This window comes from Allobosea lathyri (assembly GCF_900108245.1).
In the GTDB taxonomy this organism is placed as follows: domain Bacteria; phylum Pseudomonadota; class Alphaproteobacteria; order Rhizobiales; family Beijerinckiaceae; genus Allobosea; species Allobosea lathyri.
Window position 1 is genome coordinate 1 of sequence record NZ_FNUY01000021.1, and the last position, 12,854, is coordinate 12,854.

Sequence of the window (12,854 nt, forward strand, 5' to 3'; positions counted from 1 at the left end):
GTGCGGCTGTCGAAGGACGACAGCCAGCTTGCGATCGCCGCGCCCGTATTGGCGATGCGAAGGCTCTGCCCGCTCGTCTCGTCGAACAGATCGAGATGATGCTTGGCGATATCGCAACCGATGAAGCAGGGGTGTATGGTCATGGTGCCTGTCCCTGTGCTGCGAGGTCCGGTGCTAGCGGCCTCGGTCAACTGTTCAGGATGGGGTTACGCAAACGCGGGCGGGAACCGAGCCGGAACACGGTGTTCCCCACCAGGGATCCAACGGCTTCCCGCCCGCACCAAACATGACACGAATCTGACAAACAGGGATCCATTCCGGAGCGCTTCCGATAAAGCTTCCGGAATGGATCCCGGATCTGCGCGGCTTTGCCGCTTGTCCGGGACGACAACGATCTAAACCAATATAAACCCAACGTAATCTAGGGATGCTATTGAACGAGCCTTCGAGACGCCGCTACCCGGCTCCACAGGATGAGGCTCGCAAAACCGACACAGCGGCGAACTCTCAGGGCGCGACGATCAGCGCCCAATAGACCTGGTATTTCGAACCAGGCGCATAGGCCGTGGCGATACCCATGCGGGTGGCGTCGGGCGTCTTCATCACGCGGTCGTGCTGCGGCGAGTCGCGCCAGCCGGAAAAAGCTTCGGCCAGACGCCGGTAGCCCGCCGACAGGTTGGCCTCGGCGCCCGGCTGCCCGCTGCGCGCCAGCCTGGCCTTCACGGCCTCCGCCTGTACCGGCTTGTCCGCCGCCGCCATCGCCGTCGCCTCCTGCTGTGCAGCCTCGACCAGCCCGGGATCGAGCGTCAAAGCCTTCAGCCCGGCATTCATGCGATAGGCCGAGATCATCGCCCGGGCCTCGTTCGCATCGACGCGGGCGGAAGCCGAGCCGAGATCGCGATAGAAGGCGGGCTGGCTCGTGCGCGCTGGCTCGGTACAGCCTGCCAGCCCGAAGACAGCGAGCGCACCGGCAAGGACAGCCGGGCAGGTCATGGTGCGGGCTCGCGCCGGGCCACGGGGGAAGCTGAGCATCGCGTCATTCCTTGCTGTCGTCCTTGCTCGGCTCCGGCGCTGGTGCAGGCGCAGGCGGCTCGGCAATCTCTTCTTCGCCCTGCGGCTCTTCCGCCGCCGGGCGAGCCTTGCGGGTCGCGGCCGGCGTCCTGGCGGGCTTGCGGGCCTTGATCTCGCGCCCGACCGCAGCCGCGATGTCGCCAAGCGACTGCTCGACACCATCCAGCCCCTTGACCAGAAGCTCCGCCGTGGCGGCCGGCGGCTCCATCTCGGTCAGGCGCTTGTGAATCGAGAAATTGAGATCGCTGTTAACGCGGCCGGCGATATCCACCTCGGCGACGATGCAGATGAGCTCGAAATCCATCGTCGTGGTGCCGATTTTCTTGAACATCACCGCCGGCGGCGGCTTTTGCAGGACATCGCCATGGGCCGAGGCGGCGTCCGCCAGCATCGAGCGCACCGCCGAGGCATCGAGCGCACGCGGCACCGAAATCGCGATCAGGACCCGCCCGGTCCGGTCGGAGCGGACGCGATTGCGCACCACGCCCGAAACGAGGTTGGAGTTCGGCACGATCACCGTCGAGCGATCGAAGGTCGCGATCTCGGTCGAGCGCACATTGATGCGCTTGACGATGCCTTCGACATCCCCGACCACGACCTGATCGCCGACCCGGATCGGCCGCTCCCAGAGCAGGATCAGCCCCGAGACGAAGTTCGACACCACCGATTGCAGGCCAAAACCGATACCGACGGAGAGCGCGCTGGCCACGAGCGTCAACCGCTCGAGGCTGAGGCCGAGCGCCGAGACCGACAGCGCCACCGCAGCGATATAGCCGAGATAGCCGGCCGCCGTGGTGATGGAGTTGCGCAGCCCTGTGTCGAGCTGCGTCGTCGGCAGAAACTTGCTGTCGAGCCAGCCCTGCACCGAACGGGTCGCAGTCAGGCCCAGTGCAAACAGCAGGCCCGCGATGATGATCGACGACAGCGAGATGGTCACGCCGCCGACCTGGAAGCCGAAGAACGCCGCCCGTAGCGATGTCAGGAAATCGGTCGATTCGAGCCCCCAGGGCGCGAGCGCCAGCAGGATCGTGATCACGATCAGGATGAGCTTGAGAATTCCGGCGCCGACCACCGCGATCTTCTGCAGCGTCCCGGAGCGGAAGCCGATTCCCGCCTTCAGGGTCAGGGCGAGACGCCCGTCGCCGGTCAGGGCGTGGGGCACGCCGAGGTCGATGAACTGATAGGCCAGCATGAACAGACTGGCGACGATGCCGATCCACAGCGTCTGCTGGGACAGGAAGGAAGCGAAGACGACATAGCCCGAGAGCGCCGCGAGGATGATCACGATGCCGACGACCCAGCCGAACATCCTGACCGGACCGAGGCTTGCACCGTCGACAGGCACATAAGGCCCAAGACAGGCCTCGTCCTCGACCTCCTTGTCGTCGCGTATCTGGTAGAGCCCCGCGATCAGCGTCAGCGCGAAGATGATCACGAGAATGCCGCGCACGATGATCGAGACAGCAAGCCCGGCCGCGATCGCCTGCAGCCATGCCTCCAGCACCTTGCTGACCGACATCACCAGAGCGAGCGAGCTGGCGATCCAGACAACGCTGCGCGCTGTCGAATCCATGACGCTGATGAGGCGCCGCTGCGGCTGGTTCGGCGCAAACAGCGCATCCGCCAGCGCCTGCACGAAGGCGAAGATCGCAAGGCCGGCGACGGCTGCGGCGACGACCGGCTGGACGCGCAGCGGCAGGAGACCCGCCGTATTCAGCGCGGCATAGATCAGCCAGCTCGCCAGCGCCGGCGGCGCCGCGCCAGCGACGATATGGGCCAGCGCGATGTAGAGGCAGTGCAGGCTGCCGGCATCCTGCGTCCTGCCGAAGCGCTCCTTGAAGCGCGGCATGTAGCGCGCCCGGATCACATACAGCAGCACGGCTCCGATGAAGGCGAGCGCCACGAGCAGGCCGCGCGCGCCCGAGAACGCATCGCCGAAGCCCGACAGCCAGCCGCCGAAGATATAGCCGGATGCCCGCAGATCCTCAGGCAGGGCTGTGACCGCACTGCCCCAGACATCGGGGCTCAGGATCGACGGGCCGGCGGCAAACAGTGCCTTGGCAAAGAGATCGCGGCGGCGGTCGCCGATATTGGTCTGCAGCTGCTCCGCCTGGAGAAGCGCGGCGCGCGCGATCTTCATCGTCTCGTCGGCGTCGACGAACGCCTTGGTCCGCGCCTCGCGCTCACGGGCGATCTCGGCGCTTTCGGGCGGCGCATTCGCATCGGGCTTGGCGCCGAGCTGGTCGAGCCGCAGCTTCGCCTGCTCGACGCGGGGAGCCTGCTCGTCGAGGATCAGGCGCAGCTGGTCGAGCGAAGGCTGCAGGCGCGAGCGCTGCCGCTGCAATTCGGCGTCGGTGGCGGTGGGGGCCGCAAGGCCCGTTTCGATCTGCGTCAGTTCTAGCCGGATACCGTCGAGCCGTGCCCGCGCCGCAGCGGCGTCGGGCGTCTGCGCAAACGCATGAAGCGATCCGAGCAGGAGCGACAGCAGGATGGCGAAGGCTGCGACAAGGCCATGCCAGCGGCGGTTGTCTCCGAACATATGCCCCACGCGCCCAGCCATTCCGGTCCCGCCTCGCTCAATCGGATGATTCGGTACAGGATCGACCCTCGTCACAGCTGTGCCCGCAAGGCAAGGCGCAGCAGAAAAATGCGCGACGACGGGCAATGGACGGCCTCTTTCAGCGTTGAAGGGTCAGCAACCGAGATGCGAGCGCCCGAGATTCCAACGCTCGCAAAGCCTCATTGCCGCCAAACGCGACCTGATCATGGCATCCTCAGGAAATTCGACGCCTGAAGCCCCCGCTTCAGCCCTTGGCCTTCGGTTTTGCCCGGTTCTGGTAGCTCGCATTGCCGAGCCCGGTGCCGATCGTAAGCACCGCCCAATGGCCGACGTCCTGCATTGCCGGCATCTCGCTCAGGCCCTGAATGACCGCATCATTGTGCATCACCACTTGCGTCTCATGCTCGCCGATTTCCGGCACGAGTTCCCGGATGCTCTCGACCAGGTTGAAGCGGCTGCTTTCCCAGTTGCCGGGCAGGTTCTGGGCGCCCCGGTCGATGGAGCCGTCCGGCTCGATCAGGCCTGGGCAGCCGACCCCGATAAAGGGCGCGACACGCAGGCCGGCCTTCTGCGCCTGCTTGATCTGGTCGTTCAGCATCTTGCCGAGGCGCTTGATGGCCTCGTCACGGCTGGGCTCGTCATCGGCATGCCGCCAGAGCTCGGAGGTGCTGGCGCGGGCCTTGCTCAGATCGGCAGCCTTGTCCTGGCGCAGTTCGACGATGCCGGCCCGGATGTTGGAGCCGCCGATATCGACGGCCACGAGGCTGTCATAGGCCTCGAAGATCCATTTCGGCGCCAGATGCGCGGCGCCGATCAATCCAGCCTCGTCGGGATGATGGCTGATCGGTACGAGATCGATCTCATGGCCATCCGTACGCAGGATGATGCTGGCGCGGCCGATCGCCAGTTCGCCGACGCGGCTTTCGCGAAACCCGCCGCCGACGACGATACGCTCGACCGGGGCCCAGCTCTTGAGCCGGACGAAGCGCCTGATCACGAAGGCGAGCGACTGGGCGAAACGCTCGATGGCGCTGAGTACGAGCGCTGCTTCATGGGCATCGCCATCCTTCAGCAGGGCGTCCAGCGCCTTCTTGCTGATATCGGCGGTCTCGCCCTTGAGCGGGTCGTCGCCATTCTTCTTGAGATGCATGCGCAACGCGTCGAGGTGCTCGACGAAAGCGCCCCGGCTCGCCTTGTCGCCGACGAAACCGTCCTCGTCGCGGATTTCGAGATTGTAACTGGTGATGGTGACGGATGGCAGTTCCGCCGATCCATGTGTTCCCGCGCCATGGCTACGTGCCTTGTCTGCCGTCGCAGCGACCATGCCTGCTCTCCCCCTGCTGTGAGGGGATGGAACACCCGAACACGCCGCGAAGTTCCCGGCGATGGTTGCTCATCGCTCCCCGGACGCGCCGGGCGCATGGCGTGATTGCGCCGTTTGCGTCGGACCGGCGCGCGAGACGGGTTGACCCAGAAGCCCGATCACCGCTCCATGGCGGCAGGCGCAAGCAACGCCACGGACGTCGGGCCAGGCAGGCCCGGACGTCTCGATCGGGGGATGGAATGCTGGAATTTATTGTTCGCGCCGTGCTGATCGGCATCGGCGCCACCGTGCTGCTCGATATCTGGGCGCAATTCCTCAAGCGCGTCTTCGGCCTCGGGGCCCCGAACTGGGCAATGGTCGGGCGCTGGTTCGCGCATATGGCCCGCGGCCGCTTCATGCATGAGGACATCGCGCGCGCCGAGCCCGTTCCCAACGAACTCGCCATCGGCTGGATCGCGCACTACCTCGTCGGCATCCTGTTCGCCGCCATCGTGCTGGCGATCTGGGGGCTCGGCTGGGCCCACAGCCCGACCTTCCTGCCAGCGCTGATCGTCGGCCTCGCCACGGTCGGCTGCGGCTGGTTCATCCTCCAGCCCGGCATGGGCGCAGGGATCGCCGCCTCGAAGCGCCCCAACGCCAATCAGCTTCGCATGCTCAACATCATCGGCCACACGGTCTTCGCCGTGGGTCTCTACGGCACGGCCCTGCTGATCCGCTGAGCCACCCCTCCCTTTCGAACCGCGAGACCCCGCCATGGCCAGCACCCTCTTCACCAATGCCCGCATCGTCGACGGCACCGCCCCGGCGCGCGGCGAGCCCCTGAACGTACTGGTCGAAGGCAGCACGATCCGCGAGATCGGCAGGAACGTCTCCTCGGAGAAGGCCAGGACGGTCAACCTCAAGGGCCGCACGCTGATGCCCGGCCTGATCGACGCCCACGTTCATGTCGTCGCCGGTGTCGCCGATCTCGGCCGCAACGCTCAATTGCCGGACTCGCTCGTCACCGCACGTTCCTTCGTCATCATGCGCGCCATGCTGATGCGCGGCTTCACCACGGTGCGCGACGTCGGCGGCGCCGATTTCGGGCTCAAGGCAGCAGTCGAGGAAGGCCATTTTCCGACGCCGCGCCTCGTCATCTCCGGCAAGGCCCTGAGCCAGACCGGCGGCCATGCCGATTTCCGCGGCCGCTATGACGATCGCGAGACCGCCCTGACGCGCCATCGCCTCGGCGCGCTCGGACGCATCTGCGACGGTCTCGATCAAGTCCGGCGCGCCGCCCGCGAGGAAATCAAGGGCGGGGCCGATTTCATCAAGATCATGGCCAATGGCGGCTGCGCCTCGCCGACCGACCCGATCCATTTCCTCGGCTTCTCCGTGAGCGAGCTGGAAGCGATTGTCGAGGAGGCCCGGATGGCCGGAACCTACGTCTCGGCACATGTCTATACCGACGAGGCCATCCGCCGCTGCGTCGAGGCCGGTGTGCACTCGCTCGAACACTGCAACCTGATCCAGGCCGAGACGGCCAGGCTCGCGGCCTCAAAGGGCGCTATCGCGGTACCGACGCTGGTGACCTATGACAAGCTGGCGAGCGAGGGGCGCAAGCTCGGCTTCCCGCCGGACTCGGTCGCCAAGGTCGAGAACGTTCGCATAGCCGGCATGGATTCGCTCGCGATCATGAAGAAGGCCGGGCTCGCCATGGCCTATGGCAGCGACCTGCTCGGCGAGATGCACCGCCATCAGTCGGAGGAGTTCGTGATTCGCAGCCGAGCCCTGCCCGCCCATGAGGTCATCGCTTCGGCAACCCATATCGCCGCGAAGCTGCTCAAGCTCGAAGGGAAGATCGGTACGGTGGCGCCCGGCGCCCATGCCGATCTCATCGTCGTCGACGGCGATCCGCTGAAGGATCTCAGCCTGCTGACGCATCAAGGCCGGCACATGCCGGTGATCATGAAGGGCGGCGCCTTCATGAAACGCACCAACCTGAACTGACAGGTCGAGCCGGCAGCGCAAGCCGTCATTGCGAGGAGCTTAGCGACGAAGCACTCCAGGGGGACGTCCAACGAGACCTGGATTGCTTCGCTGCGCTCGCAATGACGACGAAGCTTTATGCCGCGATGTCGAGAATGCGCGTCTCATAAGCGTAGAGCTGCCGGAAGCCGAGGCTCCGGTAGAGGCCGATAGCGACCGCATTGGTCTGGTCGACCTGGAGATAGGCGCTGTCACAGCCCATCGCACGCGCCCAGCCCATCAGGCCCTTGACGATGCGGCGGCCGAGGCCCTGGCCGCGATGGCCGGGATCGACGACGATGCCGCCGATCTCGGCCATGCCGCGCTCCGCGACGCTCATGCCGAAGGCCACGGGCTCTCCAGCCACGAGCCATGTCGCGAAGGCCGCAGGCAGGCGGACCTTCTCGACAATGGCCGCGAGATTGCCCACATGGGTCTTCACGCCGCTCTGGCGGGCGGCGACGCCGGCGATCCAGTCGGCGCTCGGCCGCGCCTCGATCTGGAGTTCCGGCTCCTCCGAGGGCTGTAGCCCCTCCAGCGGCACGATCATGCCGAAAGAGGCGTCCTTGACCCGATAGCCACGCGCCAGCACGGCAGCGCGGGTCGCCTCGCCGACGAGCGGCGTCAGGCGGATGCAGGGATCGAGCCCGTCGGAACGATAGAGTTCCTCGATAAGCTCCAGCGTTGTCTCGTCAAGCTGGGCACCGGGCTTCAGGGGCGAGGCCGAATTGGCCCGGCCGGAATAGCCGCTGGCGAAACGCACGACCCAGTCGCCGATCAGCAATGTCGCCGGAGACGGCCAGGCATTGACGATGCGCCGTTCGCATTCGAGGACGAGCCCGATTTCGTCCGTATCCTGCGCCTTCATGATGCCCCTCCGGGTTTGCGCGGCGTCGGCCGCCAGCCGGGCGCAGCCATTTCGAAGCCGGAGAAATCGAAACCCGGCGCAACCGTGCAACCGACCAGCGTCCAGGCGCCCAGCGAGGTCGCGCTCTGCCACCAGCCCGCCGGCACGACGAATTGCGGCCGCTGGCCGGTTCTGAGGTCCGTGCCGAGATGATGGGCCGAGGCGTCATGCCCATTGGGCGACACGCTGATGACGAGCGGCGCCCCGGCATAATGATGCCAGATCTCGGCGGCATCGACGCGATGCCATTCCGAGGTCTCGCCGGTGTCGAGCAGATAATAGATCGCCGTCGAGAAGCCCCGCCCTGCGGGGCCGGCGGAATCGCGAAACGTCTCGCGATAATGCCCGCCTTCCGGATGGGGCTTCAGATCGAGCAGGCGGATGACCTCCGCCGCGTTCAAGCCGCTGAACTGCTGCACGAGACGTGCCTCAGAACCGGTTCTTGGCTTCGCGCAGCGCGGCGAAGACCTCATCGGCAGGCGCGCCGACCAGCCCCACCGCCGCGGCGAGAGCCCCCTCGCCTGCCCGGAAGAACGGGTTGGTCGCAGCCTCTTCCCCGACCGTCGTCAGCGCCCAGAAACGCCCTGCCGCCTTGGCGGCTTCCGCCTCGGCCAGCCTGGCCTGCAGGGCGGCATTGGCCGGGTCCATCGCGCTGGCGAAGCGGGCATTGGCGAGCGTGTAGTCATGCCCTCCGACGAGGCGGGTGTCGCCGGGCAGCGCCATGATGCGCGAAAGCGAGGTCCACATCGCCGCCATCTGGCCGGGCTGGACGCGTCCGCATCCCATGACGAAGACGACATCGCCGACCAGAGCGAGCTTCGCTTCGCGCCCGACAAAGGTCAGATGCCCGTCGGAATGGCCGGGCGTATGCCAGATCTCGAAGCCATAGCCACCAAGAGACACACTGTCGCCCTCGCCGACGATCCGATCGAGCGGTGCTAACGAAGCAGCGTCTGCGGGGCCGCAAACCTTGGCACCCGTCGCCTGCTTAAGTTCGGCCACGCCCTGGGTGTGGTCGTGATGAGCATGCGTCACGAAGATGTCGCTGATCGTCCAGCCCTTCGCCCGGGCCGCAGCCAGCACCTGCCCGGCATCGGGAACATCGACGGCCGCGCAGGCCTTCGTAGCGGGATCGAACAGCAGCGCCCCGGCATTGTCGCTGAGCGTGCGGAAGACATGAAGGTCAAGCGACATGGCGGAACTCCGGGAGCGTCTGGCGGATAGCCCATAGCGAATAGCGAATGGCGCCGGCCGAGACCAGCCCGGCCCAGCCGGCCTCGCGCCCAAGCCCGGAATACCCGTTGGTCGCTCGCCGACCGACCTGGGCCCTTGCGCGCACCGGCTCAGCACCACATCTTCCCACTCCATGTCTCTCGACGTCGTCGACCTCCGCGCTTTCTATGCCAGCCCGCTTGGCCATGTGGCGCGACGCTTCATCGGGCGTACGATGCTGCGTTTCTGGCCGGATTGCGCCCGGCAGCGCGTTCTGGGGTTGGGTTTCTCGACGCCTTATCTTTCGGTTCTCGGAATGGAGGCAGAGCGCGTCATCGCCTTCATGCCCGCCGCGCAAGGCGTGGTGAACTGGCCCTCGACCGGGCTTTCAGCTTCCGCACTGGTCGAGCCGACCCTGCTGCCGCTGCCGACCGCCTCGATCGACCGGGTGGTTCTGGTCCATGCGCTGGAAGAAACAGAGAGCCCCGACGACCTGCTCGACGAAGTCGCGCGGGTCCTCAGCCCGGGTGGCCGGATGATCCTTGTCGTGCCGAACCGGCGCGGGCTCTGGGCGCGCATGGACGGCACGCCTTTCGGACAAGGGCGTCCTTTCAGCCGCACACAGCTTGCCGCACTGATGCGCGCGGCGGAATTCTCGCCCGAGCACTGGGCCGAAGCGCTCTATGTTCCGCCGTTGAAACGCAGGCTTCTGATGCGCTCGGCCCCCGCCTGGGAGCAGATCGGCGCGGGCCTGTCCCTGCCCTTCGCCGGAGTGCACGTCATTGACGCGACGAAGCAGTTCTACCGCCGGGCGCCTTTGCGCGCGACACGGCGCAGCTTCGCCTTCCGCCCCATCCTGTTGCCGCAACCGACGCCGACGCCACGCTCGGCACGCCCGTCTCAAGCCGACCCGGCGGGTTGACAAGCCGACCGAGGCGCGGCCAAGGTCCGCCGCTTTTCGCGAGCCTGGCCTCCCATATGACGCTCATGTCTCAAGCATGATGCCGAAAAGTGGAGCCGGTTTTCGGGCGACATCATGCTCTAAGCCGTTTATCGACGGCATCCGGCGCGAAACCTGAACTGGACCACGATGCGTAGCTATCTCGATTTCGAAAAACCGGTCGCCGAACTGGAGGCGAAGGCAGACGAGTTGCGCGCCCTCGAGGCGAAGGGCGACGGCTATTCCCTGTCCGAAGAGATCGGCAAGCTCGACGCCAAGGCAAACCAGGCGCTGAAGGATATCTATGCGGCGCTGACGCCCTGGCAGAAGACGCTGGTGGCGCGCCATCCGCAGCGGCCGCATTTCAAGGACTATTGCGCCACGCTCATCAGTGAATTCACGCCGCTCGCCGGCGATCGCGCCTTTGGCGAGGACGAGGCGATCGTTGCCGGCTTCGGGCGCTTTCGCGGCGAGCCCGTCTGCGTCGTCGGCCAGGAAAAGGGCGATTCGACCGAGACCCGCATCCGGCACAATTTCGGCATGCCCAAGCCCGAGGGCTACCGCAAGGCCGTGCGCCTCGTCGAACTGGCGGACCGCTTCGGCCTCCCCGTGCTGAGCTTCGTCGATACGGCAGGCGCCTATCCAGGCATCGAGGCCGAGGAGCGCGGGCAGGCCGAGGCCATCGCGCGCTCGACCGATGCCTGGCTCGGCCTGCGCACGCCGAGCGTGGCCTTGGTGATCGGCGAAGGCGGCTCAGGCGGCGCGATCGCGATCGCGGCGGCCAGCCGGGTCATGATGCTGGAGCACGCGATCTATTCGGTGATCTCGCCGGAAGGTGCCGCCTCGATACTCTGGCGCGACACGGCACGCGCCCAGGACGCCGCCACCGGCATGAAGATCACCGCGCAGGATCTGCTGAAATTCGGCATCATCGACCGGATTGTGACCGAGCCGACAGGTGGCGCGCATCGCGACAGGCAGGCCGTGATCGGCCGCGCCGGCGACGCGATCGCAGCTGCGCTGGCGGAATTCGCGGGCAATACGCCTGAGCAGATCGTCAACCGGCGCGAGGACAAATTCCTCGCCATCGGGCGCAATCTTTGATCGCCTGTTTTCGCACGTGCGAAGGCAGGCGCGATTAACCTGTCCTTGACCATGTGGCCAGAACCGATGGCCCTGTGGTAAGGAACCCTCAAGGCTAATGCTTCTACAACGTTGCGGCGGGCACAATTTGGCCGCCTTGCAAAGTCAAAGGTCGCGCTTCTGAGGCCGGCCGTTGGATGGGATTGACGACGTGGCATTCAAGCAACTCGCGCTCGTGGCTTTTGTTGCATTGACCCTGGGCGCCTGCGAGGAGGACCGTTATCGCGGCTCTGCTCGGCACAACATCCCGATTCCGTCGGCGACCTACACGCTCATGGCCGAGAAGGGCATGAGCAAGGACCAGCCGGTGCTGATCCGCTCCTATAAGAAGGAGTCGGAGCTCGAAGTCTGGAAGCGCAAGCCCAGCGGCGAATACGCCCTGCTCAAGACCTTCCCGATGTGCCGCTGGTCCGGCCAGCTCGGCCCGAAGGTCCGCGAGGGCGATCGCATGGCGCCGGAGGGCTTCTACGCCATCTCGGCGGCGCAGATGAACCCGAACTCCTCCTATTACGTCTCTTTCAACATGGGCTATCCCAACGCCTATGACAGGTCGCTGGGCCGCACCGGCGCGCATCTGATGGTGCATGGCGCCTGCTCCTCGGCGGGCTGCTATTCCATGACCGACGACCAGATCGGCGAGATCTATGCGCTGCTGCGCGAGGCCCAGAACGCCGGCCAGAAGGCCGTGCAGATGCAGGCCCTGCCCTTCCGCATGACGCCTGAGAACCTCGCCAAGCACCGGCTCGATTCGAACATCGCCTTCTGGAAGAACCTCAAGGAAGGCACCGACTATTTCGAGGTCGCCAGGGACGAGCCGCAGGTGTCGGTGTCCGGCGGGCGCTATGTCTTCAACGGCGGCTCGGCCACGGCCGCGGTGCAGCAGAAGCGCCAGCAGGACGACAGTCAGGTCGCGGCGCTCGTCGCCAAGGGAACGCCCGCGATCAAGCTGGTCTATGACGACGGCGACCAGCACTCCTCCTTCAAGCAGACACTCGTCGCCAGCGGCTCCGATTCGCTCAACAAATCGGTTTCCTGGGGTTCGCGTGACGTCGGTGTGAGCCGGCCTGACGCTCTGACGATCGGCCCGCGCGTCGTTGTTCTCGACGACAAGGGCAGGGCAAAGGCGACCGTGCGCGCCGCCTCGGCGGATAACGACGCCGTTCTCGCAGCCATTGCCTCCGCCGCCGAAGAGCCGGCCAAGGTTGAAGTCGCCAAGGCTGAAGCCGCCAAGGCCGACCCCGCAAAGCCCGAATCGAACAAGCTCGATCCAAGCAAGACCGGGACGATCCGCCAGGCGGCGCCTTCCGCCGCGACGCAGGTCGCCAAGGTCCTGCCCGGCGCCGCCCAGCAGGCCCCCGTACTTGCCAGCGCAACTCCCGCCGCCCCTGTGGCTGCGGAAGAGAGCCAGCCCTTCTACCAGCGCGCGCTGAGCTTCGTGCCGCTGATCGGCGCTTCGCGTCCGGCTGCCCCGGTCGAAGCCGCGCCGGTCGCCTCGGTCGTGCCGGCATCGCCGACCAATGTTCGGGCCCCCGTGCCTCCCCGCCGTGCCGATGGCCTGCGGACGAGTCAGCTCGACCAGCCTGCGGCAGCCTTCGCCAGCCAGCCGACCCTGCGCTGATCAGGACGGTTACGCCGGCATTCCGGCGTGATCGAAATACAACACCCCGCTACTTTGTCGGCTTAGCCCATT

Annotated in this window: 12 protein-coding genes; 5 read left to right on the top strand and 7 right to left on the bottom strand. The window is 66.3% G+C overall.

The window, feature by feature from the left end; all coding sequences use genetic code 11:
• Positions 1 to 507: 507 nt before the first annotated feature.
• The 3 genes from C4S73_RS27035 to C4S73_RS27045 all read right to left on the bottom strand — a co-directional run bounded on the left by C4S73_RS27035 (position 508) and on the right by C4S73_RS27045 (position 4,955).
• Entirely contained in the window at positions 508 to 1,032 is a 525-nt protein-coding gene (locus C4S73_RS27035; RefSeq protein ID WP_244595820.1) for a CAP domain-containing protein, read from the bottom strand.
• A gap of 4 nt (positions 1,033 to 1,036) precedes the next feature.
• Positions 1,037 to 3,631 (bottom strand): DUF3772 domain-containing protein, encoded by a 2,595-nt coding sequence (locus C4S73_RS27040; RefSeq protein ID WP_103875692.1) that lies wholly within the window; start codon positions 3,629 to 3,631, stop codon positions 1,037 to 1,039.
• A gap of 244 nt (positions 3,632 to 3,875) precedes the next feature.
• On the bottom strand, positions 3,876 to 4,955 hold the full coding sequence (locus C4S73_RS27045) for an ROK family protein (RefSeq protein WP_103875693.1): 1,080 nt from the start codon (positions 4,953 to 4,955) through the stop codon (positions 3,876 to 3,878).
• Between the two features lie 239 nt (positions 4,956 to 5,194).
• Here C4S73_RS27045 and C4S73_RS27050 point away from each other — a divergent pair, with 239 nt between their 5' ends.
• Positions 5,195 to 5,674 carry a DUF2938 domain-containing protein gene (locus C4S73_RS27050; protein ID WP_103875694.1) on the top strand — a complete coding sequence of 160 codons (480 nt, stop codon included), beginning with the start codon at positions 5,195 to 5,197 and terminating at the stop codon, positions 5,672 to 5,674.
• A gap of 34 nt (positions 5,675 to 5,708) precedes the next feature.
• On the top strand, positions 5,709 to 6,944 hold the full coding sequence (locus tag C4S73_RS27055; RefSeq protein ID WP_103875695.1) for a metal-dependent hydrolase family protein: 1,236 nt from the start codon (positions 5,709 to 5,711) through the stop codon (positions 6,942 to 6,944).
• Positions 6,945 to 7,059: 115 nt separating this feature from the next.
• Here C4S73_RS27055 and C4S73_RS27060 read toward each other — a convergent pair whose 3' ends face one another.
• The 4 genes from C4S73_RS27060 to C4S73_RS28400 are packed head-to-tail and all read right to left on the bottom strand — an operon-like array spanning position 7,060 to position 9,208.
• Complete coding sequence (locus tag C4S73_RS27060) at positions 7,060 to 7,830, bottom strand: GNAT family N-acetyltransferase (RefSeq protein ID WP_103875696.1); 771 nt, start codon at positions 7,828 to 7,830, stop codon at positions 7,060 to 7,062.
• On the bottom strand, positions 7,827 to 8,270 hold the full coding sequence (locus C4S73_RS27065; protein WP_244595824.1) for a cupin domain-containing protein: 444 nt from the start codon (positions 8,268 to 8,270) through the stop codon (positions 7,827 to 7,829). Before C4S73_RS27065 ends, C4S73_RS27060 begins: the two co-directional genes overlap by 4 nt.
• Before the next feature lie 28 nt (positions 8,271 to 8,298).
• Positions 8,299 to 9,063: a hydroxyacylglutathione hydrolase gene (gloB, locus tag C4S73_RS27070; RefSeq protein ID WP_103875698.1), complete on the bottom strand. Its 765-nt coding sequence runs from the start codon at positions 9,061 to 9,063 to the stop codon at positions 8,299 to 8,301.
• Positions 9,053 to 9,208, bottom strand: coding sequence for a hypothetical protein (locus C4S73_RS28400; RefSeq protein ID WP_160115919.1), 156 nt, complete (start codon positions 9,206 to 9,208; stop codon positions 9,053 to 9,055). Before C4S73_RS28400 ends, gloB begins: the two co-directional genes overlap by 11 nt.
• Positions 9,209 to 9,235: 27 nt before the next feature.
• Here C4S73_RS28400 and C4S73_RS27075 point away from each other — a divergent pair, with 27 nt between their 5' ends.
• From C4S73_RS27075 to C4S73_RS27085, 3 genes are all read left to right on the top strand, one after another.
• On the top strand, positions 9,236 to 10,003 hold the full coding sequence (locus C4S73_RS27075; protein ID WP_103875699.1) for a class I SAM-dependent methyltransferase: 768 nt from the start codon (positions 9,236 to 9,238) through the stop codon (positions 10,001 to 10,003).
• A gap of 168 nt (positions 10,004 to 10,171) precedes the next feature.
• Positions 10,172 to 11,125 carry an acetyl-CoA carboxylase carboxyltransferase subunit alpha gene (locus C4S73_RS27080; protein ID WP_103875700.1) on the top strand — a complete coding sequence of 318 codons (954 nt, stop codon included), beginning with the start codon at positions 10,172 to 10,174 and terminating at the stop codon, positions 11,123 to 11,125.
• A gap of 190 nt (positions 11,126 to 11,315) precedes the next feature.
• Positions 11,316 to 12,782 (top strand): L,D-transpeptidase family protein, encoded by a 1,467-nt coding sequence (locus C4S73_RS27085; protein ID WP_103875730.1) that lies wholly within the window; start codon positions 11,316 to 11,318, stop codon positions 12,780 to 12,782.
• Positions 12,783 to 12,854: the final 72 nt, after the last annotated feature.

Coding starts and splice junctions, on each gene's coding strand:
- C4S73_RS27040 (WP_103875692.1), bottom strand. CDS start 3,631: ATGGCTGGGCGCGTGGGGCATATGTTCGGAGACAACCGCCGCTGGCAT.
- C4S73_RS27075 (WP_103875699.1), top strand. CDS start 9,236: ATGTCTCTCGACGTCGTCGACCTCCGCGCTTTCTATGCCAGCCCGCTT.
- C4S73_RS27045 (WP_103875693.1), bottom strand. CDS start 4,955: ATGGTCGCTGCGACGGCAGACAAGGCACGTAGCCATGGCGCGGGAACA.
- C4S73_RS27035 (WP_244595820.1), bottom strand. CDS start 1,032: ATGCTCAGCTTCCCCCGTGGCCCGGCGCGAGCCCGCACCATGACCTGC.
- C4S73_RS27060 (WP_103875696.1), bottom strand. CDS start 7,830: ATGAAGGCGCAGGATACGGACGAAATCGGGCTCGTCCTCGAATGCGAA.
- C4S73_RS27055 (WP_103875695.1), top strand. CDS start 5,709: ATGGCCAGCACCCTCTTCACCAATGCCCGCATCGTCGACGGCACCGCC.
- C4S73_RS27080 (WP_103875700.1), top strand. CDS start 10,172: ATGCGTAGCTATCTCGATTTCGAAAAACCGGTCGCCGAACTGGAGGCG.
- gloB (WP_103875698.1), bottom strand. CDS start 9,063: ATGTCGCTTGACCTTCATGTCTTCCGCACGCTCAGCGACAATGCCGGG.
- C4S73_RS27050 (WP_103875694.1), top strand. CDS start 5,195: ATGCTGGAATTTATTGTTCGCGCCGTGCTGATCGGCATCGGCGCCACC.